Below are 24580 nucleotides of genomic sequence, written 5' to 3'. Positions count from 1 at the left end.
TACGCGGTGGTAGCGTGACCGCCCGGCGGCCATCACCCCGCTGCTCCTCCGAAGGCCGGTGCCGGCATTCGTGACGGTGCCCCTTCCCGTGGACTCCGAGGCCCTTGTCATGGTCGACATCCGGTTGGATGCACAGTGGATCGACTACGCGATCATCGCGCTCTACTTCGTCTTCGTGCTCGGTGTGGGCTGGTTCGCCAAACGCGGCGTCTCCAACTCCATCGAGTTCTTCCTCTCCGGCCGATCCCTGCCCGCCTGGGTCACCGGCCTCGCGTTCATCTCCGCGAACCTCGGCGCCGTCGAGATCATGGGTATGTCCGCCACCGGCGCCCAGTACGGCCTGCCGACGATGCACTACTTCTGGGTCGGCGCGATCCCCGCGATGCTGTTCCTGGGCGTCGTGATGATGCCCTTCTACTACGGCTCGAAGGTGCGCTCGGTCCCCGAGTTCATGCGCATGCGCTTCGGCAAGGCCGCTCACCTGGTGAACTCGATCAGCTTCGCCGCCGCGCAGCTGCTGATCGCCGGCGTGAACCTCTACCTGCTGGCCACGATCGTGAACCGGCTGCTGGGCTGGCCCCAGTGGGTCGGTCTCGTGGTCGCCGCCGCGTTCGTGCTGTTCTACATCACCGTCGGCGGGCTCTCGGCCGCGATCTACAACGAGGTGCTGCAGTTCTTCGTGATCGTCGCGGCCCTGCTGCCGCTGACGCTGATCGGCCTGCACCGCGTGGGCGGCTGGAGCGGTCTGACCGCGAAGATCAGCGGTGACGGCATGCTCGGCGCCGAGCAGCTGCACACCTGGCCGGGCGAGCAGCTCTCGGGCTTCTCCAACCCCGTGCTCTCGATCGTCGGCATCGTCTTCGGACTCGGCTTCGTGCAGTCCTTCGGCTACTGGACCACGAACTTCGTGGAGGTCCAGCGCGCGATGGCCAGCAAGTCCATCACCGCCGCCCGGATGACGCCGATCATCGGCGCCTTCCCCAAGATGTTCATCCCCTTCATCGTGATCGTCCCCGGCATGATCGCCGCCACCCTGGTCACGAACCTGAAGGAGTTCAAGCAGCTGGACTTCGCGAAGGACTCGGGCGCTGCGGCGACCGGCGTCAGCTACAACGACGCCCTGCTGCTGCTGATGCGCGACGTGCTCCCCAACGGCCTGCTGGGCGTCGCCATCGCGGGCCTGCTGGCGGCGTTCATGGCCGGCATGGCCGCGAACATCTCGGCCTTCAACACCGTGGTCAGCTACGACCTCTACCAGCAGTACGTGAAGAAGGACGCCCCCGACCAGCACTACCTGAAGGTGGGCCGGATCGCGACGGCCGTGGCCTGCGTGATCGCGATCTTCACGGCGATGATCGCCGGGAACTTCGCGAACCTGATGGACTACCTGCAGACCCTGTTCAGCTTCTTCAACGCGCCGCTGTTCGCGACGTTCATCCTGGGCATGTTCTGGAAGCGGATGTCCCCCCACGCCGGCTGGGCGGGCCTGGTCGCGGGCACCGTCTCGGCGGTCTTCCTGTTCAGCCTGTCGACCTTCGCCGGCGTGTTCACGCTGCCGGGTCAGGGCCTCGCCTTCCTCTGCGCCGCGACCGCCTTCGTGGTGGACATCGTGGTCTCGGTGATCCTCACGTCCTTCACCAAGCCCCGGCCCGTCCACGAGCTGAAGGGCCTGGTCTACTCCGAGACCCCCAAGACCGACCTCGTGGACCCCGACGAGAAGGGCCTGCCCTTCTTCCGCCGCCCGGTGCCGATGGCCGGGATCGGTCTGGTGCTGGTCATCATCCTGAACGTCGTCTTCGCGTGAGCACGGACGGAGGAGAGAACTCATGAACGAGAAGCAGAACTCCCAGGACGGCCCCGTCGCCGTCCCCGATTCCGCCGGAGCGCACGTCGAGACCGCCGGGGCCTTCGACATCCGCAACTTCATCGGCCTGCTGCTGGGCCTGTTCGGCGTCATCCTGGTGCTGGTCGGCCTGTTCGACTTCACCGACGCCGAGGCCGCCAAGACCGGGAACGTGAACGCGAACCTCTGGGCGGGCCTGGCGATGGTCGTCGTCGGACTCGCCTTCGGCCTCTGGGCCAAGCTCGAGCCGATCCGCATCGTGGTCAGCGAGAACGAGCCGGGTGCCGAGTCCCCCAAGGACATCGCCTCGCTCGACTGAGCGACAGCGCAGCATCCGCGGGGCCCCGCGGCGGACAGGTTCCGCCGCGGGGCCCTTCCGCGTCCGCCGCGCCCCGCCCACCCGTGAGCGCCGTCTCGGAACGGGCGCGTCACCCTGGCATCACTGCTCGCATCGTGCGCAGGATGGAGTGGTCATGGACCCTGCATCAGAACTCGTCTGGTACGTCAGCTACGGCTCGAACATGAACGCCGAGCGCCTCGCCTGCTACATCGAGGGCGGTCGGCCGCCGGGCGCGCTGATCGGCTACACCGGGGCCCGTGACCCCGCTCCGCCGCGCGATTCCGCGGGCGTGATGCTCCCCGGACGCCTCCACTTCGCCCTGCGCTCGCGGGTCTGGGACGGCGGCATCGGCTTCTACGACCACGAGGCCGAGGGGCCCACCCCCGCCCGCGCCTTCCTGGTGACGATCGAGCAGTTCGCGGACGTCGCCGCCCAGGAGATGCACCGCCCGGTCCAGGCCGACGACCCCGTCGAGGCGCTCGTGCGCGAGGACCTCGGCCCGAGCGCGCCCACCGGTGCCCGCGTCGCCGTGGGACCCGGCCACTACGAGACCCTGCTGCGCGTGGGCGAGCGCGACGGCCTGCCGATGCTGACCTTCACCTCCCCCGTCGGCGCGACGGGGATGACCGCGACCCAGCCCACCCCCGCCTACCTCGACATGCTCGCCGAGGGCCTGCGCCAGGCGCACGGCTGGGATCGCGAACGGGCGAACGCCTACTTCGCCGACCGCGGCGCGGACCTCGAGACCCTCGTAGCCTGAAGGTCCCCACCTCCCCCGACGACGGAAGGGACCCGATGACGATCCGCGGAGCTGTTCTCGAGGAGATGGGGCGCGAGCGTCCCTACGCCGAGTCGCGACCGATCACGATCGGTGAGCTCGATCTCGGCGAGCCCGGCCCCACCGAGATCCTGGTGCGCATGGAGGCCGCGGGCGTGTGCCACAGCGACCTCTCGGTCGTGGACGGCAACCGACCGCGCCCGCTGCCCATGCTGCTGGGGCACGAGGCCGCCGGCCGGGTCGAGAGCGTCGGCGCCGAGGTCACCGACATCCACGAGGATGACCGCGTGGTGATGAGCTTCCTGCCCCGCTGCGGCGAGTGCCGTGAGTGCCGCACCGACGGCCGCCTGCCCTGCTCGGTCGGATCGAGGACCAACGACGACGGCGTGCTGCTGAGCGGATCGGGGCACCTCACGCGCGACGGCGAGCCCGTGCACCACCACCTGGGCGTGAGCGGCTTCGCGACCCACGCGGTGGTGGACGCGGCGAGCGCCGTGGTGGTTCCCGAGGAGGTCCCGCCGCAGGTCGCCGCCGTGCTCGGCTGCGCCGTCCTCACCGGGGGCGGCGCCGTGCTGAACGCCGCGCGGCCCGGCCCCGAGGACTCGATCATGATCGTGGGCCTGGGCGGCGTGGGCATGGCGGCGCTGATCACCGCGATCTCCCAGGACGTGAAGGAGGTGATCGCCGTGGACACGCTGCCCGCGAAGCTCGAGCGGGCGACGCAGCTCGGCGCCCACCGCACCTACACGCCGCAGCAGGTCGCCGAGCAGTCCGTCACCGCCGACCGCGTCGTCGAGGCCGCCGGCAACCCCACGGCCTTCGAGACCGCCGCGGGCGCGATCGGCTTCGGGGGCACCCTGGTGACCGTCGGCCTGCCCTCCCCGGATGCGCGCGTGAGCATCGCTCCCCTGCCGCTCACCGCGAAGGCGCAGTCGATCGTCGGCTCCTACCTGGGCTCGGCCGTGCCGCGGCGTGACGTCCCCGAGTACGCCCGGCTCTACCTCGAGGGGAAGCTGCCGGTCGAGGAGCTGATCAGCCGCACCATCCGCCTCGAGGACGTGAACGAGGCGATGGACCAGCTCGCCGACGGCGAGGCCGTGCGCCAGGTGATCCTCTTCGACTGAGCGCCCACCACCGTCCCGGCATCGACGCCGGTTCCCCATTCCGCCTCGACAAGGAGCAGGATGGAGGGCGTGGCCTTCGCGCCGACCCGACCTCGTACGACTCGAAGGAGAGACCGATGACGAACTCCCGCTTCTCCCCCGCCCAGATCACCGACCTGCTCGAGCGCACGCCGCGCAGCTCCTTCGTGGGCGGTCGCTTCCTGGGCGGCACCGCCGACCTCGACGTGCTCGACCCCGCCACCGGCGCGCCCCTCACGCAGGTCGTCGACGCCGACGCCCCCACCATCGGGGCGCAGGCGCTCGATGCGGCCGTGGCCGCGCAGGACGAGTGGGCGAAGACGCTGCCGCGCGAGCGCTCGGAGATCCTGCGCCGTGCCTACGAGCTGTGCCACGAGCGGGCCGACGACCTCGCCGCCCTGATGACCCTCGAGATGGGCAAGCCCCTCGCGGAGTCCTACGGCGAGGTCACCTACGGCGCCGAGTTCCTGCGCTGGTTCAGCGAGGAGGCGGTGCGCCTGCCCGGCCGCTTCCGCCAGGCCCCGTCGGCCCAGCAGGCGATCCTGACGACCGTCCGGCCCGTCGGCCCGGTGCTGGCGATCACGCCGTGGAACTTCCCGCTGTCGATGGGAACCCGCAAGATCGCGCCGGCGCTCGCGGCGGGCTGCACGGTGGTGCTGAAGCCCGCGCAGATGACGCCGCTGACCTCCCTCGCCTTCGCGCAGATCCTGGCCGATGCGGGCGTGCCCGCCGGGGTCGTGAACGTCGTCGTCACCTCGGACTCCTCGGGCCTGTCCTCGACGCTGATGTCCGACGCGCGGCTGCGCAAGGTCTCCTTCACCGGGTCCACCTCGGTGGGTCGCTCCCTGCTTTCCCAGGCCTCCGAGCACGTGCTGCGCACCTCGATGGAGCTCGGCGGCAACGCGCCGTTCCTGGTGCTCGGCTCGGCCGACATCGAGGTCGCCGTCTCCGCCGCGATGCTCGCGAAGTACCGCAACAACGGCGAGGCCTGCACCGCCGCGAACCGCTTCTACGTCCACTCCTCGGTGGCCGAGCAGTTCACGAAGCGTTTGGTCGAGGAGACCGAGAAGCTCCAGGTGGGCGCCGGGATCGCCGAGGGCACCACGATGGGCCCGATGATCGAGCCGAAGGCCCTGGACAAGATCGAGGAGCTCGTGACCGACGCCGTCGACCGCGGGGCCCGCCTGCTCACCGGCGGCAAGCGCCTGGGCGCGGACGAGCTCGGCACCGAGGCCGCCGGGGGCTTCTTCTACGCACCCACGGTGCTCGCCGACGTCCCGGCCGATGCCCGCGTGAACCACGAGGAGATCTTCGGCCCCGTCGCCCCGGTGATCGTCATGGACGACGTCGAGGACATGGTCCGCGCCGCCAACGACACCGAGTTCGGGCTGATGAGCTACGTCGCCGGCGGCGACCTCGCCGAGATCACCGACGTCGCCGGGCGCATCGAGTCCGGCATGGTCGCCGTGAACGTCGGCGTCGCCTCCGATGCCGCCGCCCCGTTCGGCGGCGTCAAGGAGTCGGGTCTGGGCCGCGAGGGCTCCCACGAGGGCATCGCCGAGTACCTCGAGACCAGCTACATCCGCCTGCCGCTGTGAGCGGGCATTCCGCTATACCCTCACACCATGACGACGATCTTTCTGACCGGGGAGGCGAAATCCCCCAGCAACAATCCGATCACGACGCAGTGGGGACTTTTCTTCATCGGCCTCGTCGTCGATACTGAGACCCACGTCATCCACGAGGCGGACTGCACCGCCACCCTCTCCCTCACGGTCGACTTCGTGAGGGACCTGCTGGTGGGGAGCTCGATCCTCGAGGAGGACGCCCTGGTGGAGTCCATCTCCGAGAGGTACCACGGCTCATCGCAGAAGGCGGTCATCGCCTCCGTGCGCAATGCTGCGGCGAAGTACCGTGACCTCGCGGCGGGCACGCCCGGATAACCGCATACCGCCTCCGTCCGCCCGGGACATCATCGAACCGGAACCCGTCGGAAGCACCGCGACCGCGCCTGAGACCAGGTGCGGACCGCTGGTGCTTCCGACTTTTTTCGTTCCCGGACGCGGAGTCACCACCCCGAACGCCCCACACCTTCCCCGAGGAGCCCCATGATCACCGACGGCCTGCTGATGCTCGGCGTCCTGCTGGGACTGTCGTGCGTGCTGATCGTCCTGGAGAAGACGACCGGATGGAAGCTGTTCAAGTACGTGCCCGGCATGGTGCTGATGTACCTGCTGTGCGCGACGCTGAACACGCTCGGCGTCTTCAGCCAGGACGAGGCCACGCGCGCCCCCATCGAGGAGGTCAAGAACGTCCTGCTGCCGGCGATGATCTTCCTCTACCTGTTCGGCTGCGACCTGCGGAAGATCATCAAGCTCGGCCCGAAGCTGCTGCTGACGATGTTCGTCGCCTCCGCCTCCCTGTTCATCGGGATGGTGCTGGTCTACTGGATCTTCTCCGCCGCGCTGCACCCCGAGGCCTGGAAGGTCTTCGGGGCCCTGCTGGCCAGCTGGACCGGCGGCAGCGCCAACATGGTCGCCGTCCAGGACATCCTGCACGCCCCCGAGAACATCTTCGGCTACGCCCTGATCACCGACACGATCATGTACTCGGTGTGGCTGATGCTGATGTTCGCCTCGGTCGCCGTCTCCCCGCGCTTCAACCGCTGGACCAAGGCGAACACCGCCTACCTGGACGTCCACGAGGGCGCCTTCGAGACGGAGGAGAAGCCGGCGACGGTGACCTCGCTGGCGATCTCGATCTTCGGCTCGATCCTGGTCGCGACCTTCGCGATGTGGATCGGGAACTACCTGCCCGAATGGGGAGCCGTGGTCAACGCCGACACCTGGACGATCCTGATCGTCTCCGTGCTCGGCCTCGTTGTCGCGCTGACCCCGCTGGGCTCCACGGCCGGTTCGAGCGAGGTCGCGACGCTGATGCTGTTCGTCGTGATCGGCCAGATCGCCGCCGGCTCGGACTTCTCCGCGATCACGCAGGCCCCGCTGTACCTGCTGATCGGCGTCCTGGTGCTGCTGGTGCACATCGTGATCATGGGGGTCTACGCGAAGCTCGCCAAGGTCGAGCTGTTCTCCCTCGCGGTCGCCTCGACCGCCAACATCGGCGGCATCGCCTCGGCGCCCGTGGTCGCGAGCGCCTTCAACCGCCAGCTGGTGCCCGTCGGCGTGCTGTTCGCGCTGATCGGCTCGTTCATGGGCACGTTCGTGGGGCTGATCGCCGCCCAGCTGATGTCGGCGCTGTGAGCGCACGCGCCAGCATCCGATGACCCCGGAAGGAGAGCGATGATCCCGCAGACCTCGCCCGCACCCGCCGCACCGACGCTGCTCGACCCCGCCCTGCACGTCGTCGCCGTGCGTCACCATCGTCACCTGGCGCCGCTCAAGCGGCCGTTCGTCACCGCCGCGAGGCGCACCGAGGCCGTGCACTACGTGGTCGCCGAGGTCGAGCTGGCCGACGGGACCGTCGGCCAGGGGTCCTCGGCCGAGACCGTCGCGGTCACCGGCGAATCGGCCGACTCGATCGCCGCCTGCCTCACCGGTCCCCTGCGCGGGGCCCTCGAGGGGGCCGACGGGCACCTCGCCGAGCTCTCCCGCCGGATCGCCACCGCGGTCCCCGGCAGCACCAGCGCGAAGGCGTCCCTGGACGTCGCCCTCCACGACGCCGCCGCGCGCGTCGAACGCCTGCCGCTGGTCGAGCTGCTGGGCGGCCACTCCTGCGGCCACCTGACCAACGACATGACGATCTCCCTCGAGGACCCCGCCGTGATGGCCTCCCGCGCGGCCGAGGCGGTCGCGGGCGGCGAGCAGATCCTGAAGATCAAGCTGGGCCAGGACATCGAGCAGGACCGTCGACGACTGGACGCGGTGATGGAGGCCGCACCACAGGCCACCCTGCGACTGGATGCGAACCAGGGCTGGAAGGCCGCCGAGGCGATCAGCATCATCAGCGGCTTCGAGCGCGACGGCCTGCCGATCGAGCTGGTCGAGCAGCCCGTGCCGGCAGGCGACATCGCCGGGCTCGCCCGCGTGCGCGCGGAGGTCGCGACCCCGGTGATGGCCGACGAGGCCGTCTGGAGCGCGGAGGACGCCCGCCGCATCGTCGACGCGGGCGCCGCCGACCTGCTGAACATCAAGCTCGCCAAGACCGGCGGCCTGCGCGGCGCGCTCGCGGTGGCCGACGTCGCCCTCGAGGCCGGCATCGCCTGCATGGTGGGCTCGATGATGGAGCCGCGGATCTCGATCACCGCCGCGGCGCACCTGGCCTTCGCCCATCCGGCGATCGCCCTGATCGACCTGGACCCCCCGGCCTGGTTCACCTCCACGGCACCGTCGGGCGGATACCGCCAGCGCGGCGCCGAGCTCGAACTGGTGGGCGGACCGGGGCTGGGCCTTGCGATGCTCGCGCCGACGCAGGACGCTGAGGGGACCGGGGGTGATACGTGAACCAGATCGGCAGTCCCCATCTGCAGGACCCGAAGGGCGCGCCGCACGGAGCGATGACCGCTCCCCGCCCCAGCGTGCCGACCCGCACTCCCTGAAGGAGACACTGATGTCCGCCCAGAACCACATGTCCCGTCCCGATCCCACGCAGACCCCCGACGCCGCGGACACCACCGGCCGCGCCGACACAGGGCGGCTCAGCCGCCGCACGGGCCTGCGTCTGGCCGCGACCGGCGCCGTCGGCCTCGCGAGCCTCGCCGGCGCCTCCGCCGCCTCGGCGGCGCCCGCTCACCGCGGCGGCGGCCACGGCCACGGTGGTGGACACGGCCACGGCGGCGGCCACGGTCATGGCGGTGGACACGGCCACGGCCGCGACCACGGTCGCGCACCCGAGGCCGGCGAGACCGCGCACGTCAAGGTCACGGCGACCACGCTGTGGGTGGACCCGCGCACGAACCGCGAGGGCATCGACGACGGCGCCGTCTCCACGCCGGTGGACCTGGACGCCTGGAACGCGAAGATGCCCGACGAGGAGACCCGCAAGTGGCTCACGGGCAAGCTCGAGTCACAGGCGGTGCTGGGCAGCGAGGTCATCGTCGACGAGGTCGACGAGGACTGGGCGCACATCGTCGTGACCGCCCAGGGCACCCCGCGGGACGAGCGCGGCTACCCCGGCTGGGTGCCCCTGGCCCACCTGGTGGTCGACGAGGACTTCGCCGAGCGCGTCACCTACGCCTCGACCGCGACCGTCACCGCGCTGACCAGCACGCTCACCACCCCGCGCAAGGGCGGCGGCGTCGAGCTGCCGGTCTCCTTCGACACGATCCTGCCGGTGACCGGACAGCACCGCGACAGCGTCGAGGTCGCCGTGCCGGGCGCCGGACGAGCCCTGCTGCCGATCGAGGACGTGGTGGTGCGCGAGCACGGCGAGAAGCCCCCGCTTCCCACGGTGGAGGACATCATCGCCACCGGCGAGAGGTTCCTGGGCCTTCGCTACCTGTGGGCGGGTGTGAGCGCCTACGGGTACGACTGCTCCGGCTACACCTACACGTTGTTCCACCACCACGGGATCACGCTCGATCGCGACGCCGGCGACCAGATGCGGCACTCGGGCCTGGAGTCCGTCGAACGGGAGGACCTGCAGCGCGGGGACCTCGTGTTCTTCTCGACCGAGCCCGGCGCCGAGTCCATCCGCCACGTCGCGCTGTACGTGGGGGACAACATGATCATGCAGGCCCCGAACGCGGCCCGGAGCGTCGAGGTGGTCTCGCTGAGCGAGTACGACACCGACGGCGAGTACGCCGGAGCCCGCCGGGTCGAGCTCGCGACGAGCTGACCCTCCCGGAACGGTTCAGCCCGCGAGATCGGGCAGCAGCGCGCGGGCCAGGCGCGTGATCTCCGCATCGGCCCGCGCCTGCGCGAGACCGCCGGTCATCACCGCGAGCACGCGCACGTCGCCGCCCTCGGGATCCCCGAGGGCGGCGACGTCGTGCCGGTACCCCTCGACCCATCCGGACTTCGAGAAGCTCGGGACCTCGGGGCGCAGACCGGTCGCGACGATGCGGATCTGCTGAGCGGCGAGGGCGGCACGGGCGAGCTCGCGCGCGGATGCGCTCAGACCGTCCCCGCGCACCAGCACCCGCAGGGTGCGGGCGAGGTCCCGTGCGCAGGTCTCGTTGGTCAGCCCCTGCTCGAGCGCCGCGGCGTCGCCGATCATGCGCTCGACCCGCGTGGCCTCGAGGCCCAGGTCGCCGATCACCTCGGTGACCGTCCCGGGACCCACCAGCGAGAGCACGTGGTCGGTGGCCTCGTTGCTCGACCGGTCGATCATGCGGGCCAGCAGGTCGGCGACCCGGATCCCCTCGCCCTCGGCGGGGTGAGTGGGATCGAGGTGGTCACCGGCGAGCGTGAAGGGACGACCGTCGGCCCCGGTGAAGCTGCGGGTCGAGGGGACCTCGGCCTCGAGGTCGAGGTCCCCGTCGTCCGCGACGTGCAGAGCGGCCAGCAGCACGTGCAGCTTGATCGTGCTGGCCGCATAGAGCGGCCGTTCAGGATCGTGCGCGGAGGCCTCGCGCCCGGCCCCGTCCAGAAGACACCAGCACACCGCCGTCCCGGTCGGCGCGGCGGCGGTCGGGATGGCCGACGGCCGGGCGGACGAGGGCGGGGTCGACGAGGTCTGTGTCGACGTGGGTGGGGTCGCGGGCTCCATGCTCCGACCCTAGGCGGTCAGGCCCGCGAGCGACCTGCCCTCAGCGACCCTGCTTGCCCGCGAACTCGGCGGGGTGCAGCCCCTGGCGTCCGTCCTCCCCCTTGTGCAGGGCGGTGATCCGCACGATCTCCTCCTCGGTGAGGGTGAGGTCGAGGGACTCGAAGTTCGAGACGATCCGCTTCGGGGTCTCCGACTTCGGGATCACGACGTTGCCCAGCGCCAGGTTCCACGCGATCAAGACCTGGCCGGCGTCGGCCCCGTGGGCCTCGGCGATCTCGGTGACCACCGGATCCTCGAGCTCCCCGCCGCCCTGGCCCAGCGGGGACCAGGACTCGGTGACGATGCCCTTGCTCGCGTGGAACTCACGCAGCTCGGGCTGGTTGAAGTAGGGATGCAGCTCGATCTGGTTGAGCACGGGGAGCACACCCGTCTCCGCCTCGACCTTCTCGAGGTCCTCGACGCGGAAGTTCGAGACGCCGATGGAGCGGATGCGTCCCTGCTCCTGCAGCTCGACGAAGGTCTTCCAGGTCTCCAGGGCGAGGCCCTTCGACGGCGCCGGCCAGTGGATCAGGTAGAGGTCGAGCTGCTCGAGACCGAGGTCGGCCATGGTGGCGTCGAAGGAGCGCAGCGTGTTCTCGCGCCCCTGGTCCTGGTTCGGGCACTTCGAGGTCACGAAGTACTCGTCGCGCTCGAGGCCCGAGGCGGCGAGCGCACGCCCCACCCCGTCCTCATTGTTGTAGCCGCGGGCGGTGTCGACGTGGCGGTATCCCGCCTCGAACGCCTTCCCCACGACGTCGGCGGCGACGTCGGACTCGACCTGCCAGACCCCGTAGCCCAGCTGCGGGATGGAACGGCCGTCATGGAAGGAGAGGGAGGGTGCGGTGGTCATGGGGGCTCCTCGTGCGTCGCGGGATGGTCGTCGGGCGGTCGGGTCAGGGTGTGCGGTGCTCAGTCGTCGTCGCTGTCGTCCTCGCTCCTGCGGGCGCCGCTCTTGGCGAGCGAGACCTTCTCCACACCCTTCAGCTCCATCAGCGGCGGGATCAGGTCGCGCACGGGCGGACGGCCGATGAAGCGGATGTCCATGACGATCGTCGGGCGCTCGTCGGGGGCGGTGGTGCGGCGGGAGCTCTGGATCGAGTTCGCGAAGCCCAGCGAGGTCGCGGTCGCGAGCACGTCGCGCAGGACGCCCTTGCCGTCGACGTAGGTCACGCGCAGCAGGCGGCGGGCGTCGGGGCCGGGCAGCTGCCGCACGAGCGGCGCCACCAGGAACAGCGTGATCAGGTGCAGGGCCGTCAGCGTGATGCCGAGGGAGAGCATGCCGCTGCCGCAGGCCATGCCCACGGCGGCCGACACCCAGACCGTCGCGGCCGTGGTCAGCCCGCGCACCATGGAGCGGCCCTTGAAGATCACGCCCGCGCCCAGGAACCCGATGCCCGAGACGATCTGGGCGGCGATCCTCGAGGGGTCGAGGTTGACCTCGTCCCCGAGCACGGCGGCGAAGCCGTAGGCCGAGACCAGGGTGAACGCGCAGGAGCCGAGGCCCACGAGCACGTGCGTGCGGTAGCCGGCGCTCTTCTGGCGCATCTGCCGCTCGAGGCCGATCAGCGAGCACAGGACGAAGGTCGCCATGAGCAGCTCGACCTCGACCAGGCTCGTCTTCTGCACCACTCCCACCAGGGGATCCATGCGTGTTCCCTCCTACAGCTCGACGACGCCCAGCCCGACGGGCCGGATCGACGGGTCGGCCTGCAGCCAATCGGCCACGGCCCGGGGTCGGACATCGAAGCGGTCCAGCTCGGCGACGGGGAGCCACGAGGTCCCCACCTGCCAGGTGTCCATGGACGTGCTGGCCTCCGCGCGGGGCTCCTCGCCCGGTTCCAGACCGCACCAGAAGCCGACGTTGAGCTGGTGCAAGAGCTCGATGGGCTCTCGCAGGAAGCCGTCGGTCGTGGTGATGAACTCCCACAGGCAGGCCACGCCGTGCACGCGCACGCGGGCGCCGATCTCCTCGGCGCACTCGCGCACCAGGGCGTCGGCCTGCGTCTCACCGTACTCCTGGCCTCCGCCGGGCAGGTCGTAGACCTCGTGCCCCTCGACGTCGGAGCGGTTCATCAGGATCGCGCCCTCGCGCATGATCAGCGCCTTCACCCCGACGCGGGGGCCGAGCGAGTGCGCCAGGCTCACCCGAGGTCGCCGCCCGGGGCCGGGCGCTCCTCGTCCTCGTCGATCCCGCCGATGGCGTCGATGTCCTCGGTGTCGCCGCCGAGCTCGGAGACCTCCTCGGGATCCTCGCCCTCGGAGACCATCTCGTCACCGTCGCGGTTGCCCTGCTCGGCGGCCGCGGAGTCGTCCTCGGTGAGCTCGTCGGTCAGGCCGACCTCGGCCGCCTCCTCGTCCTCCGCGTGAGGGCGCTCGGTCTCGAGGATGTCGTCGGTCGACGGGCCCTGGTCCTCCGCCTCGGTATCGGGGGCGTCCGGGTCCGCGTCCTCGTCGTCGTCGACCGCGGCCTCCATGCTGCTCTCCTCGGAGAGCTCCGACGGAGTCGGATCGGTCAGGTTGCTCAGGTCCTCGTCGTACTGCTCGGTCATGATCGACTCCTTCGCATCGGGAACGTGTCGAGTCTACGGATCTCTAGAGTGGACCGCTGTGACCTCGCCACACTCGGACCCCACCTCCCCTCTCGCCCGCTCCTTGGAACGCGCCCCGCGCTGGGCTCTGCCGGCCGCCGTCGGCGGGGGTCTGCTCTCCGCGGTGCAGTCACGGATCAACGCCCGCCTGGCCTCCGACATCGGCGACGGCTTCACGGCCTCGGCGATCTCCTTCGGCACGGGCCTGGTGATCGTGGTGGTGATCGTCCTGGCCCGTGCCGACCTGCGGGCGCGCGCCGCGCGCTTCGGCTCCGACCTGCGCCGCGGCGCCCTGCCGTGGCCGCTCGCCCTGGGTGGTCTGGGCGGGTCGATCTTCGTGCTGGGGCAGACGTTCACGGTCGCGCTGATCGGCGTCGCCCTGTTCATCGTGTGCGTGGTCGCCGGCCAGACCGTCACCGGTCTCGTCGTGGACCGGTCGGGCCTGGGCCCGGGCGGCGTGCGGCCGCTGACCGTGCCGCGGCTCGTGGGTGCCGCGCTGATGGTGGTGTCCGTGGTGATCGCGATGTCCGCGGGCGTCCACCTGACCGCCCCGTGGTTCCTGCTCGCCCTGCCGATCGTCGCGGGTGTCGCGATGGGGCTGCAGCAGGCGGTCAACGGCCGCGTCTCCCAGCACACCGGGCACTCGATGATCGCGACCCTGGGGAACTTCGTGGTCGGCACGACCGTGCTGGTCCTGGTCGCTCTCGGGCACGCGCTCCTGACCGGGAACGGTCCGACGTCGCTGCCGCTGAACCCGGTGCTGTACCTGGGCGGGGCGATCGGCGTCCTCTACATCGCGCTCGGTGCGAAGCTCGCCGCTCCGCTGGGCGTGCTGACCCTGGCGATGGCGACCATCGCCGGTCAGATCATCGGCTCGGTGCTGCTGGACGTGGTCGCACCGTCGGCCGACGCGCAGCTGCACCTGCTGACGATCCTCGGCGCCCTGCTCACCTTGATCGCCGCCGGGGTCACCGCGGGCGTCGGACTGCCGCGGCGGCGGTGACGGGTGCAGAATCGGAGGGCATGGACGCAGATCGCCTGATCGAGGACCATGCCCTGCTGGCCGACCGGCGCGCCGCCGCGCTGGTCACCCGCGAGGGTCGCATCGACTGGCTGTGCATGCCGCGCTACGACTCCCCCGCGGCGCTGTGCGCCCTGCTGGGCGACGACTCCAACGGCCACTGGACGCTCGGGATCCGCGGCGGCACGGTCACCTCCCGCCGGTACCTCGAGGGCACGATGATCCTCGAGACCAGGTGGGAGGGGCCCGAGGGCACCGCCCAGGTCATCGACATGATGCCCTCGGACATCACCGCGGAGGAGGCCGCCGAGGACCCGTCGGCCGACGAGCGCAGCGACCTGGTGCGCCTGGTGAAGTGCACGGCCGGCAGCGTCGAGGTCGAGCAGCAGCTGCGGATCCGCTTCGAGTACGGGGCGGTGGTGCCGTGGATGCGACGTGTCGAGGGTCCGCACGGGGAGCCCGTGCTCTCGGCGATCGCCGGCGGCAGTGCGCTGGCGGTCCGCGGGCCGGGGCTCGATGCGAGCGATCACGTGCACCGCGGGCGCCACACCCTGCGGGCGGGTGAGGAGCAGGCCTGGACGATGACCTGGCACGAGTCGTGGACCTCGGTCCCGCGGGCCGTCGACCCGGGGCTCGCGATCGCGCGCACCGCAGCGACCTGGAGGGAGTGGCTCGGGGACGTCGCGGTCGACCCGCGCTACCGGGAGCAGGTCACGCGGTCGCTGCTGGTGCTGCACGGGCTCAGCGACGTGATCGCCGGTGGTGTGGTGGCGGCGCCGACCACGAGCCTGCCCGAGGACTTCGGGGGCGAGCGCAACTGGGACTACCGGTACTGCTGGCTGCGGGACGCGGCGCTCTCGCTCGAGGCGCTGCTGACCCACGGGCACGTGGAGGCGGCGATCGGGTGGCGGGACTGGCTGCTGCGGGCGATGGCCGGGGACCCGGAGCACCTGCAGATCATGTACGGGATCTCCGGGGAGCGGTGGCTGCCCGAGAGCGAGCTGTCGCATCTGCGGGGGTACGAGGACTCACGCCCGGTGCGGGTGGGAAACGGGGCGGTCACCCAGTACCAGGGGGACGTGATCGGCGAGGTGATGCTCGCATTCGCCGCGATGCGCGAGGCGGGGCTCGAGGAGACGACGTGGTCGTGGTCGCTGCAGCGGACGCTGTTGGATTTCGCCGCATCGCACCTGCGGACGAAGGATCAGGGCCTGTGGGAGATGCGGGGCGAGCCGGGGTACTTCACGCATTCGCGGGTGATGACCTGGGCGGCGTTCGACTGCGGGATCGACGCGGTGGAGCGCGCCGGCCTGCACGCGAAGCCGGAGTTCGTGGCGACCTGGCGCCAGGTGCGGGACGAGCTGCGCGAGGAGATCCTCCGCGAGGGCGTGGGGCCGGACGGCGCGTTCACCCAGACCTACGGCAGCGGCGAGGTCGACGCGTCCCTGCTGCAGATCTCGCGGACGGGCTTCGTGCCGCCGGAGGATCCGCGGATGCTGGCCACGGTGCGGCGCATCGAGCAGGAGCTGATGACCGAGGGCGGGCTGGTGCTGCGCTACCGCACGCAGGGTCAGGACGGGCTCAGCGGTTCCGAGCACCCGTTCCTCGCCTGCTGCTTCTGGCTCGTGGAGTACTACGCGAGCGCAGGCCGCCCCGAGGACGCCCGCACGCTGCTGGAGCGCGTGCTGGCGTGCGGGAACGACCTCATGCTCTTCTCCGAGGAGTACGACGACGCGCAGGGGCGCATGGCAGGGAACTTCCCGCAGGCCTTCAGCCACCTGGCCCTGGTGCGGGCGGTGGATTCGCTGTGTCTGGCGGAGGGGGATCCGGGGTCTCGCTGAGAGGAGGATCCGGCGCCTGACGTTCCCTCTCCCACCGTTCCTGTTCCTGCCGCTCTCGCTCCCGTCGCTCTCGTCGTGCGGCGAGGATGCTCGCCCAGGACGCCTCGAGATCGGCGACCAGGCCCGGGGTGGCGAGGTCGGTGTCGTCCTCCTGGAACACGTGCATCTGCCCCGAGAGGCTCCAGCGGGTGCCGGCACGGCCGGTGGGTGACGCCGCGGCAGGCATCCGCACCGGGTCGATGCGGCGGGCCGTCTTCAGGGCGTGGTGCTGCCAGCACAGCAGGTGCAGGTTGTCGACGCTGGTGCGGCCCCCGTGCGACGGGTCGGCGTGGTCGTACTCCTGGATGTGGTCCGCCTCGGTCGCGCAGGAGGCGGGGCGCCGGCAGCCGGGGACGGCGCACGTGCTCATGCGCACGCGGAGGTGCTCACGCATCGCCCGCGGGACCGAATAGCGCTGGGCAGGCGCCGGCACGAACTCCCCGCTGCTCGCGTCGGTGAGCAGCCGGTACCAGGCCTCCTCGCCGGCGGCGAGCTCGCGGGCCATGTCGGCAGGGATCGGGATGGTGCCGTCCAGCATCCCGGGGGCGTCGCTGTGCCCCATCAGGGTGAACAGCGGGACGGTGACGTTCATGCGGAAGGCCTCGACGGGCACCTCCACGCCGTCGGTGTCCAGCTCGGCGCTGGTCAGCAGCAGGAACCGCAGCGTCGCCAGCGACAGCGGACGGCCGGCCTCGGCGGCTTCGCCGTGGGGGTCCATCGGGACGGTGGTGCCCGCCTCGAGGGCGCGGCGCTGCGCGGCCTGGACCGCGCGGGCGGAGGCGTCCAGGCGCCGGGACAGGCCGAGCACGTCGGGGACCGGTCCGGTCATCTGCAGGCAGGCGGTGCCGTCCTCCCGGCCGTGGTCGAGCTCGACGCGGCGCCGTGCCTCGACGTCGAGGTGGGGCGGCAGCTCCCGGCGCTCGAGAAGCGTGGTGATGACGTTGCCGAGGCAGCGCCCGAAGTGCTCGGAGGTGATCCCCTCGTCCCAGCGGCTCACCGAGGCGTCCAGGAGAGCCATCTCCTCGTCGGTGAGGCTTCCCGACCGGCGCAGCAGCTCACGGAACCAGGCCGCGGGGAACTCCCCCTGCAGCAGGCGCGCGAAGGTGCGCGGACACAGGTCGACGGCGCGGTGGGCCTCGCGGATCCTGCGATAGGCGACGGTCTCCGAGCAGCGCAGGGCGGTGGCGACCACGATGTCCTCGCAGTCGGCATCCTCCTGGGTGCAGCCGCCGGTGTCCCGACCCAGCCAAGAGGGCGCCAGGAATGCCAGGGACTGGGCGAACTGCCTCGACTCGAGCACGCCCTGGTCCCAGATCCGCTGGATGCGCTCGGTCGCCTCGATCGTCGGGGACAGCTCGACGCGCCCGGCGACCGTCTCCCGGGTGAGCGGCCGCGGGGAGCGCGGATCGACCCTCATCACGGGATCCAATGCGGGCATGCGCGAGCGCTCCGCGGCCAGCCGCGCGCGGTCCTGAGGGAGCGTCATCCCGGCAAAGAGCGCGGCGTCGCCCAGCACGCCCTGCCGCAGGCCCGGATCCACCGTGGTCATGCTCCCCACCCCCTCGCCGTCGAGCGCGAGTCCGTCGGGGCCTCGCACCCCGCCGCGAGACACCCTGGCCGGACGTCTCTTCGCTGGTCACAATGCTATTCGGGATGTCTCGAGCGATCCATGGCAGGGGCGAGGATGTGGACGAGCGCGGAGTCGGGAGGACCGTGCCGACGCACCATCCGACGCACCATCCGGCGCCTCGCCTCCGCACACCTCGGTGAACTCCTGTCGCCCACTCGACAAGAAGTGTTCTCCTGCATGTCACCTGCCGTCGGACCCTGCCTGCATACGGTGGTCCTGCAGCCGCGAGGAGGTCCCGATCTCCGAGATCCCGACCCCTTCCGGCAGCAGGACAGAGATAACGCATGGAAGAGACCACGACACATCGCACACGAGCGGGACACCGCAGGAGAGAACGAACGGGAGGTCGCCACATGAACATCGCCGAGCGCATGCGAACCCTTCTCCACCGGGACGGGACGCACACGCAGCCGACGCACGACGCGGCCGCGCAGACGCCCGTCGCCACGGAGCCGTCCCCGACCACCACGCCCCTCACCACGTCCCTCGCGACGACGTCCCTCACCGTCGACGCGCAGGTCCGCACCCTCGCCGACCTCGGCATCGCGCTGCGTGAGCAGCACACCGTGCCCGTGATCGCCGCCGAGATCGAGCAGGCGACCCGCCGCGAGCTCGAGGCCGACCCGCGCACCGACGAGCCGGCCGAGACCACGCCGCCGGTCCCGGGCCTGCAGCGCTCACCGTTCTGGTGGCTGCTGCACGAGCGGATCGACGGGCGCTACGTCCTGCAGGGCCGCCATCGCGTCCTCCCGCCCCGCGCCGATCTCTTCGGCGACCGCGGTCCGGACGCCGAGCAGCTCACCCGCAGCATCCACAAGGTCGCCCAGCGCCTGTGCTCCGACACCGGGGCGCGCCTGCCGGAGATCGAGGTGCGCGACCTGCAGGTGCGCTCGCAGCTGCTGACCACGGCGACCGTCCGCCTGGACGGCGTCGCCCACGCCTGGTCCGACGTGCGCGACCGGGACTTCGTGCGCACCCTCGCCGAGGCGTGCTCGACGAGCGAGAACACGATCATGGTCTTCGACGACCACGGCGCCGACACCCACTGGACCCGGCCGATGGTCGACGTCCTCGTGGTCCCGACGCCGCAGGTCGAGGCCGTCGCCGATCTGCTGGCGCGGCACATCCGCCCGGCGGTCCGTGCCGCGCACACCTGGATCGACCTGCCCTACTCGGGCCGCCACGAGAAGTCGCCGGGGCGGATCTCGGAACTGCGTCCCCGCCGTCGCCGCGGCTCGAGGGTGACGCCCTGGGCGCCGCCGGCCCTCGTGCACCGCGCCGCCTGAGCGGCCGGCCGTCTGAGCAGCCGGGTCGACGTCTCTCAGCCCCGGTTGGCGATCGCGGCGTTCATCCGCTCGGTGAGCTCGCGGTCCACCGTCAGCTCCTGATCGTCCAGGTGGGTGATCGGGCAGGCCAGTCGCACGGAGGACAGCAGCCAGGCACCGTCGGAGTCGGCGACCTGCTGAGGGGTCAGCAGCTCCCGCTCGAGGGTCATCCCCTCCCCCTCGACCATCGTCTCGATCGCGCCCAGGCTGGTGCCGGGCAGCACGCCGGCCTCGACGGGGGTGCTGACGAAGCAGTCGTCCTGCTTCACCAGCAGGGTCGACGTCGGCCCCTCGAGCGCGTAGCCGTCGGAGGAGACGAACAGGACCTCGTCCGCGCCGCGCCGGGCCGCTTCCCGCAGGCCCGCCATGTTGATCGCGTAGGAGAGGCTCTTGGCGCCCGCGAGCAGCCAGGGGCTGGTCTGCGGAGCGGTGGTGGGGATGCCACGGTCCAGGGCGGCGACCCGCAGGCCCGCGCGGGCGGAGGCGTAGCTCGACGCGGCGTCGGCGTAGACCCAGGCGGTGGGACGCTGCTGTCCCTCGACGCCGCGGGAGACGACGATCTTCACCAGCAGCTCGGGCACGGGCAGGTGCGCCGTGATCGCGGCGTCGACCGCCTGCGCGATCACCTCGAGGTCGAGCTCGGGGAGGTCGAGCATGCGCGCACTGCGCTGCAGACGCTCCAGGTGGGGGCTCAGGTTCGCGGGGCGGCCCTCGAAGACGCCGACGGTCTCGAAGACGCCGTCGCCGCGGGTCGCGGCCAGATCGGTCACGCGCAGCTGGGGTGCCGCCTCGTCGACCAGGCGGTGGGCCGGGCGTCCCTTCAGTGCCGGATCGGCGGCGGCGCCGTTGATCATCACCAGGACAGCAGGACGAGAGGACACGAAGGCTCCTAAGCAGGACGGGAGGAAGCGACGATTCTACGCCGACGGAACTGCGCCGGCCCCGCCCCGGGGCCCTGCTCTCAGCTGTTCGTCACGCACACCACGAGACCGCCCTCGCGCCAGGCGATGCGGATCGCGAGCGGGTCACCGGGGAGGTCCGCCTCGAGCACCTCGACGCGCGAGCCCAGCGGGGCGCCGCGCAGGTCCGCGATCGCCGCCGTGCCGGTGGGGGCGGTGATGCCCTCGGGGGCGGAGGCGGCGAGCGGGACGACGGGCTTCCCCTCCTCCTCGAACAGGGGCGCGAAGAACGAGCCCTCCATGCGCTCGGCGACGAGCTCGGCGTCCGGGGCGCTCACGGTGCCCGACGTCCCGGTCGCCGACGTCCCGGTCCGCGACTCCGATCCGGGCTCCTCCCCGCCGGTGAGGGCGAGGTCGAGGGCGTCGGCGTAGCGGCCGATGTACTCCCCCAGGTCCGGGGCGACCAGGGTCAGGGCGAGGTTCTCACCGATCGCGAAGACCGCGCCGGGCGCGCCGCTCTCGTCGATCGCGAGCACCACGGCGACGTCGTCGCCCTCGTAGAGCGGGGTGAAGGAGAGCGGATCGGTGAGGATCGTGTACGGACCCAGGTCGCTGCGCTCGTCGACCACGATGGTCAGGGCCGCGGCGCCGCCGACGACGCTGATGCCGCCGAACTCGTCGGCGATGCGCGAGAGGGCGGGCGGCAGGTAGGTCGCCGGATCGCCCGCGACGCCGCCGGCGAACCCGGCGGTGCCGGCCGTCGCGGCGCTGCCGGCAGTGCTGCCGGCCTGCGCCTCCTCCTCGTCCGTCTCCAGGGGGTCGATCAGCTCGAGGACGCCCTCGTGGCGTGCGGCGAGGGTCTGCAGACGCTCGATCGGGGCGCGCAGGGGCTCGATGGGCAGGGGCGCCGCGTCGCGCGGCCAGTCGAAGGAGGGCATGGCCTCATCGTTCCACAGGCCGCCCGGCCGACGAGCCTCCGGGGACCCGCCCTCAGCCTTCCACGCGGTGCGCCGGGGGCCCGGGCCGGGTGACCAGCCAGGTCGCCGCGCGACCGGGCACCGGGAAGGCGTCGGCGTAGCGATCCAGCCACTCCACGGCGAAGGAGTCCGCGTGGGCCGCGGGGACCATCGCCCAGACGCTCCCGCCGAACCCGGCGCCGAAGGCGCTCGCGGCGTCGGCCCCCAGCTCGCGGGCCAGTCGCTGCAGGGCGACGGTCTCGGGGGTCTGGTTGCCCAGTCCCTCCTCGGCCAGCTGCTGGGACTCGTCCACGAGGGAGCCGAAGGTGGCGAGATCGCCCGTGGCCAGGGCGTCGCTCGCGGCGGGGATGATCCGCTCGGACTCCTCGAGGAACTGCACGAGGCGGCCCATCAGGTAGGTGCCCGGGTCGATCATCCCGCGCAGCTCGTCGGCCGCACCGCTCGAGCCGGTGACGATGTCGCCGAGCGTCGCGTCGCGTCGGCCGGTGCGCTCGTTCCAGATGCCGACGATGTCGCGGGCGGAGAGCGAGACCCGGTTGTAGCGCTCGAGGGCCGATCCGGTCTTCTCGGCCTGCACGCCGGAGACCGCCATCACGATCGCGCGGTCCTCGGGGAAGGGGACGGAGGCCTCGGAGCGCACCGGGCAGAAGGCGTACTGGACCATCTCGTCCGCACGGCCGCACAGCATCGCGACGTGGTCCTCGCTGCCGCCGAAGGTGCCCACGCCGCGGTGGCCGGCGAGCGACCCGTAGCTCTGCCCGTTCTCGACGCAGCCCAGGTACTCGGCGAGGCGCTCGCGATCGGTGACGACCTCGCGGAAGGCCGGGGCGTCCTGCATCCCGCAGAGCTCGCCGAAGGCCAGGGCGAGGCCCACCACGAGCGCCGAGGAGCTCGACATCCCCGCCGCGAGCGGCAGGTCGGACTCGACCTGGATGTCGGCGCCCCGGGAGTGGCCGGGGAAGTTCGCGCGCAGACGGTCGACGACGGTGCGCACGTAGCCCGACCAGTGCCCGGCGCCCATCCGCTCCGCCGGCTCCGGGGCGTCGAGGTCGATCTCGATGGTCTCCCGGGCGATCGCCGAGGTGACGCGCAGCAGGCGGTCCTCGCGCGCACGGGCGGCGACGGTGTGCCCGCGGTCCACGGCGGCCAGCAGGGAACGGCCGCCCGCGTAGTCCGTGTGCTTGCCCAGCAGCTCGACGCGCCCCGGGACGAACCAGGTGACCGTCTGCGGCAGGGCGCTCACAGGCGCACCTCGATGTCGGCGAGGGCGGCCTGCACCGAGGCGATGTCGCCGCGGGAGGACATGTCCAGCACGCCGACGGCGGCGGGGACCACGGTGAACTCCTCGCCGGCGGCGATCTGCTCGCGCACGGCGTCGATCACCTCGTACTCCCCGCGCGGCGAGGGCTCGATGCGCTCGCAGGCCGCGAAGATCCCGGGGGTGAACAGCCACGCGTTCATCGAGACCGGCGCCTGCTCGCCGAAGGCCGCGAGCGTCTCCTCGTCGGGCTTCTCGACGATGTCGCGCAGGTGGCCGTCCTCGTCGGTCGCGACCAGGGCGAAGGCGCGGATGCGGTCGGCGGGGATGTTGGAGCGCTCGACGAGGGCCTCGCGGTCGAAGCCGACCAGGGCGCTGCCGGGCGCGGCGGCCAGGGCACGCAGCGCCTCGACCGGGTAGTGGTTGTCGGAGTTCAGCACGATCACCCGCTGATCACCGGCGAAGTCGCGGGCGGCGGCCACGGCGTCGGCGGTGCCGCGGGGCTCGGTCTGCACGGCGGTGGTGACGGTGACGCGGCCGCCGCCGGTGCGGGCGGCGTAGTCGCGCAGCACGTCGTGCTCGGGGCCGATCACCAGGCACACCTCCTGGACGCCGACGTCGGCCAGGGCGCTGATCACGTAGTCCAGGAAGGGCCGACCCACGTCGATGAGGGCCTTCACGCCGCTCGCGGCCACGGCGGCCTGCTTCTCGTCGACCTGCGCACCGGCGTCCTCGCGGCGCATGCGGGTGCCCAGTCCTCGGGCGAGGATCACGGCACGGGTGACAGGGGCGGAGGCCTCGGGGTGCGGGGCGGCAGGGATCGTCGTCGTCTCGCTCACAGGACGAGTGTAGAAGGCTTCACGCGCGCGAGACGCCCCGGGACCCCGGTGACGTCGACGCCGTGTAGAGTTATCTCGCCGGAATCGGCCCCCACCGGGCGACCGGCTCCCCACCCCGACCCCAGGAGCAGCACATGGCAGGCGTGCGAGCACGGTCCAACGGCGCTCTCGAGGCGCTCGTCATGCGCGCCCTGTGGCAGGCCGACCAGGCGCTCGGCGCCCGCGCCATCCTGACCACCTTCGAGGACCCGATCCCCGCGTACACCACGATCCTCACCGTACTCAGCCGCCTCGAGGAGAAGGGGATGGTCGAGCGCGAGGCGCTCTCGCCCCGCAAGGTGCGGTTCCGGCCCCGGATCAGCAGCGCCGAGGCGCATGCCCGCGACATGGTCGAGTCCCTCGAGGAGGCCGAGGACCGCCGCGGCGCCCTGCTCGCCTTCGCCGACACCCTGAGCAGCGAGGACATGGAGCTGATGCGCGGCGCGATCGCCGCCCGCCGGGTGCGGGGCGGCTCCTCGTGATCGCGCTGCTGCTCGTCCTCGCGCTCTCCCTCGCCTGCGCCCCGGCCTCGGTGCTGCCGCTGACCGTGGGGCGCTGGCAGGTCTGGCACCCGCGCCTGGCCCTGGCCCTGTGGCTGGGCATCGGGCTCCTGGGGCTCGCCCTCGCGGGCCTCACCGTGCTCAGCGCCGGCCTGCTGGTCGCCTTCTCCGGTCCGGCCGTGGGCATCGCCCGCGCCCTGGTGCTGGTCTCCCTCGCCTGGCTCGGACTGGGCGGCATCGGCGTGCTGGCCTCCCTCGCCCTGGGCAGCGGGAACGCCTCGCACAGCACCGCGCACAAGGCCGCCACCACACTGCGGATCGACGTGGACCACGAGACGGGCGCCGTGCTCTACGAGGTCGACGACCCCGCCGTGATCGCCCATGCGATCGGCGGGCGCCACCCGGAGATCGTGGTGTCCCGGCAGGCCCGCTCCGCCCTCACCCCCGCCGAGCTGCGCGGGGTCATCGCCCACGAGGTCGCCCACCTGCGGGGCCGCCACGGAGCGGTCCGCCGGCTCTGCGGCTGGCACGCCTCGTGCCTGCCCCGGCGCTCGGGGCTGCGACGACTCCTGGTCACCCGCGTGCACCTGCTGACCGAGCTCGCGGCCGACGACGCCGCCGCGCGCGCCGTCGGTCCCGAGCGCCTGCACGCCGGCCTGCGCGCCGCGCACGTCCTGCTGCCCTCCCCCGCCCTGCTGGTGCGCGCGGAGCGGCTGGCGACCCGGAGCGCGAGCGGTGCCGCCGCACCCGGTGTGACCTCGGCTCCAGCACCGCTTCCCGAGCCCGTCCGGAACGTCTACACGAAGTAGAGTTCTG

At 71.9% G+C, this 24580-nt stretch carries 24 protein-coding genes; 14 read left to right on the top strand and 10 right to left on the bottom strand.

Annotated features, from left to right (window positions below; translation table 11 throughout):
* Positions 1 to 109: 109 nt before the first annotated feature.
* The 9 genes from DEO23_RS01625 (at position 110) to DEO23_RS01585 (ending at position 9896) form a co-directional block, all read left to right on the top strand.
* Positions 110 to 1804: a sodium:solute symporter family protein gene (locus DEO23_RS01625; protein ID WP_109274254.1), complete on the top strand. Its 1695-nt coding sequence runs from the start codon at positions 110 to 112 to the stop codon at positions 1802 to 1804.
* Positions 1805 to 1826: 22 nt separating this feature from the next.
* A complete protein-coding gene (locus DEO23_RS01620) occupies positions 1827 to 2162 on the top strand; it encodes a hypothetical protein (protein ID WP_109274253.1) in 336 nt (111 codons plus the stop codon).
* Between the two features lie 154 nt (positions 2163 to 2316).
* The gene (locus DEO23_RS01615) at positions 2317 to 2943 is read left to right on the top strand and encodes a histone deacetylase (protein WP_109274252.1); all 627 of its coding nucleotides are present in this window, start codon (positions 2317 to 2319) and stop codon (positions 2941 to 2943) included.
* 35 nt (positions 2944 to 2978) lie between these two features.
* Entirely contained in the window at positions 2979 to 4085 is a 1107-nt protein-coding gene (locus DEO23_RS01610; RefSeq protein ID WP_109274251.1) for an alcohol dehydrogenase catalytic domain-containing protein, read from the top strand.
* A 116-nt stretch (positions 4086 to 4201) separates the two neighbouring features.
* A complete protein-coding gene (locus tag DEO23_RS01605) occupies positions 4202 to 5701 on the top strand; it encodes an NAD-dependent succinate-semialdehyde dehydrogenase (RefSeq protein ID WP_109274250.1) in 1500 nt (499 codons plus the stop codon).
* A gap of 27 nt (positions 5702 to 5728) precedes the next feature.
* Complete coding sequence (locus tag DEO23_RS01600; RefSeq protein ID WP_109274249.1) at positions 5729 to 6046, top strand: DUF3870 domain-containing protein; 318 nt, start codon at positions 5729 to 5731, stop codon at positions 6044 to 6046.
* Between the two features lie 165 nt (positions 6047 to 6211).
* Positions 6212 to 7363: a DUF819 family protein gene (locus DEO23_RS01595; protein WP_109274248.1), complete on the top strand. Its 1152-nt coding sequence runs from the start codon at positions 6212 to 6214 to the stop codon at positions 7361 to 7363.
* Between the two features lie 39 nt (positions 7364 to 7402).
* Positions 7403 to 8563, top strand: coding sequence for a dipeptide epimerase (locus DEO23_RS01590; protein WP_109274247.1), 1161 nt, complete (start codon positions 7403 to 7405; stop codon positions 8561 to 8563).
* 106 nt (positions 8564 to 8669) lie between these two features.
* Positions 8670 to 9896: a C40 family peptidase gene (locus DEO23_RS01585; RefSeq protein WP_240613159.1), complete on the top strand. Its 1227-nt coding sequence runs from the start codon at positions 8670 to 8672 to the stop codon at positions 9894 to 9896.
* Between the two features lie 15 nt (positions 9897 to 9911).
* On the opposite strand, the gene DEO23_RS01580 is transcribed toward DEO23_RS01585, so the two are convergent.
* Genes DEO23_RS01580 through DEO23_RS01560 form a run of 5 tightly spaced genes read right to left on the bottom strand, consistent with a single transcriptional unit; the run spans position 9912 to position 13357 of the window.
* Complete coding sequence (locus tag DEO23_RS01580) at positions 9912 to 10769, bottom strand: serine hydrolase (RefSeq protein WP_109274246.1); 858 nt, start codon at positions 10767 to 10769, stop codon at positions 9912 to 9914.
* Between the two features lie 40 nt (positions 10770 to 10809).
* Positions 10810 to 11658, bottom strand: coding sequence for an aldo/keto reductase (locus tag DEO23_RS01575; protein ID WP_109274245.1), 849 nt, complete (start codon positions 11656 to 11658; stop codon positions 10810 to 10812).
* Positions 11659 to 11717: 59 nt separating this feature from the next.
* Entirely contained in the window at positions 11718 to 12455 is a 738-nt protein-coding gene (locus tag DEO23_RS01570) for an MgtC/SapB family protein (protein ID WP_109274244.1), read from the bottom strand.
* Between the two features lie 12 nt (positions 12456 to 12467).
* A complete protein-coding gene (locus DEO23_RS01565) occupies positions 12468 to 12953 on the bottom strand; it encodes an NUDIX domain-containing protein (protein ID WP_240613158.1) in 486 nt (161 codons plus the stop codon).
* On the bottom strand, positions 12950 to 13357 hold the full coding sequence (locus DEO23_RS01560) for a hypothetical protein (RefSeq protein ID WP_109274243.1): 408 nt from the start codon (positions 13355 to 13357) through the stop codon (positions 12950 to 12952). Before DEO23_RS01560 ends, DEO23_RS01565 begins: the two co-directional genes overlap by 4 nt.
* Before the next feature lie 58 nt (positions 13358 to 13415).
* On the opposite strand from DEO23_RS01560, the gene DEO23_RS01555 reads away from it, so the two are divergent.
* Complete coding sequence (locus tag DEO23_RS01555; protein ID WP_240613157.1) at positions 13416 to 14399, top strand: DMT family transporter; 984 nt, start codon at positions 13416 to 13418, stop codon at positions 14397 to 14399.
* A 20-nt stretch (positions 14400 to 14419) separates the two neighbouring features.
* On the top strand, positions 14420 to 16258 hold the full coding sequence (locus tag DEO23_RS01550; RefSeq protein ID WP_109274241.1) for a glycoside hydrolase family 15 protein: 1839 nt from the start codon (positions 14420 to 14422) through the stop codon (positions 16256 to 16258).
* Here the strand turns inward: DEO23_RS01550 and DEO23_RS01545 are convergent.
* Positions 16188 to 17846, bottom strand: coding sequence for an HNH endonuclease signature motif containing protein (locus DEO23_RS01545; RefSeq protein ID WP_133249818.1), 1659 nt, complete (start codon positions 17844 to 17846; stop codon positions 16188 to 16190). The two genes, DEO23_RS01550 and DEO23_RS01545, sit on opposite strands and share 71 nt — an antisense overlap.
* A gap of 434 nt (positions 17847 to 18280) precedes the next feature.
* Between DEO23_RS01545 and DEO23_RS16025 the strand changes: the two genes are divergently transcribed.
* Positions 18281 to 19213, top strand: a complete 933-nt coding sequence (locus DEO23_RS16025; protein WP_165831690.1) for a hypothetical protein — start codon at positions 18281 to 18283, stop codon at positions 19211 to 19213.
* 35 nt (positions 19214 to 19248) lie between these two features.
* On the opposite strand, the gene DEO23_RS01535 is transcribed toward DEO23_RS16025, so the two are convergent.
* The 4 genes from DEO23_RS01535 to DEO23_RS01520 form a co-directional block, all read right to left on the bottom strand.
* Entirely contained in the window at positions 19249 to 20133 is an 885-nt protein-coding gene (locus DEO23_RS01535) for an aminotransferase class IV (protein ID WP_240613156.1), read from the bottom strand.
* An 80-nt stretch (positions 20134 to 20213) separates the two neighbouring features.
* Positions 20214 to 21089 (bottom strand): hypothetical protein, encoded by an 876-nt coding sequence (locus tag DEO23_RS01530; RefSeq protein WP_109274238.1) that lies wholly within the window; start codon positions 21087 to 21089, stop codon positions 20214 to 20216.
* Positions 21090 to 21141: 52 nt separating this feature from the next.
* A complete protein-coding gene (locus tag DEO23_RS01525) occupies positions 21142 to 22371 on the bottom strand; it encodes a galactokinase (RefSeq protein WP_240613155.1) in 1230 nt (409 codons plus the stop codon).
* On the bottom strand, positions 22368 to 23225 hold the full coding sequence (locus tag DEO23_RS01520) for a nucleotidyltransferase family protein (protein WP_240613154.1): 858 nt from the start codon (positions 23223 to 23225) through the stop codon (positions 22368 to 22370). The genes DEO23_RS01525 and DEO23_RS01520 overlap by 4 nt, the downstream gene beginning before the upstream one ends.
* A 134-nt stretch (positions 23226 to 23359) precedes the next feature.
* Here DEO23_RS01520 and DEO23_RS01515 point away from each other — a divergent pair, with 134 nt between their 5' ends.
* Entirely contained in the window at positions 23360 to 23746 is a 387-nt protein-coding gene (locus DEO23_RS01515; protein WP_109274237.1) for a BlaI/MecI/CopY family transcriptional regulator, read from the top strand.
* Positions 23743 to 24573, top strand: coding sequence for a M48 family metalloprotease (locus DEO23_RS01510; RefSeq protein WP_109274236.1), 831 nt, complete (start codon positions 23743 to 23745; stop codon positions 24571 to 24573). The genes DEO23_RS01515 and DEO23_RS01510 overlap by 4 nt, the downstream gene beginning before the upstream one ends.
* Positions 24574 to 24580: the final 7 nt, after the last annotated feature.

The organism is Brachybacterium endophyticum (assembly GCF_003130585.1).
GTDB classification, from domain to species: Bacteria; Actinomycetota; Actinomycetes; order Actinomycetales; family Dermabacteraceae; genus Brachybacterium; species Brachybacterium endophyticum.
The sequence above is the reverse complement of the archived record's forward strand: the minus strand, read 5'-3'. Positions and strand labels throughout refer to the sequence as shown.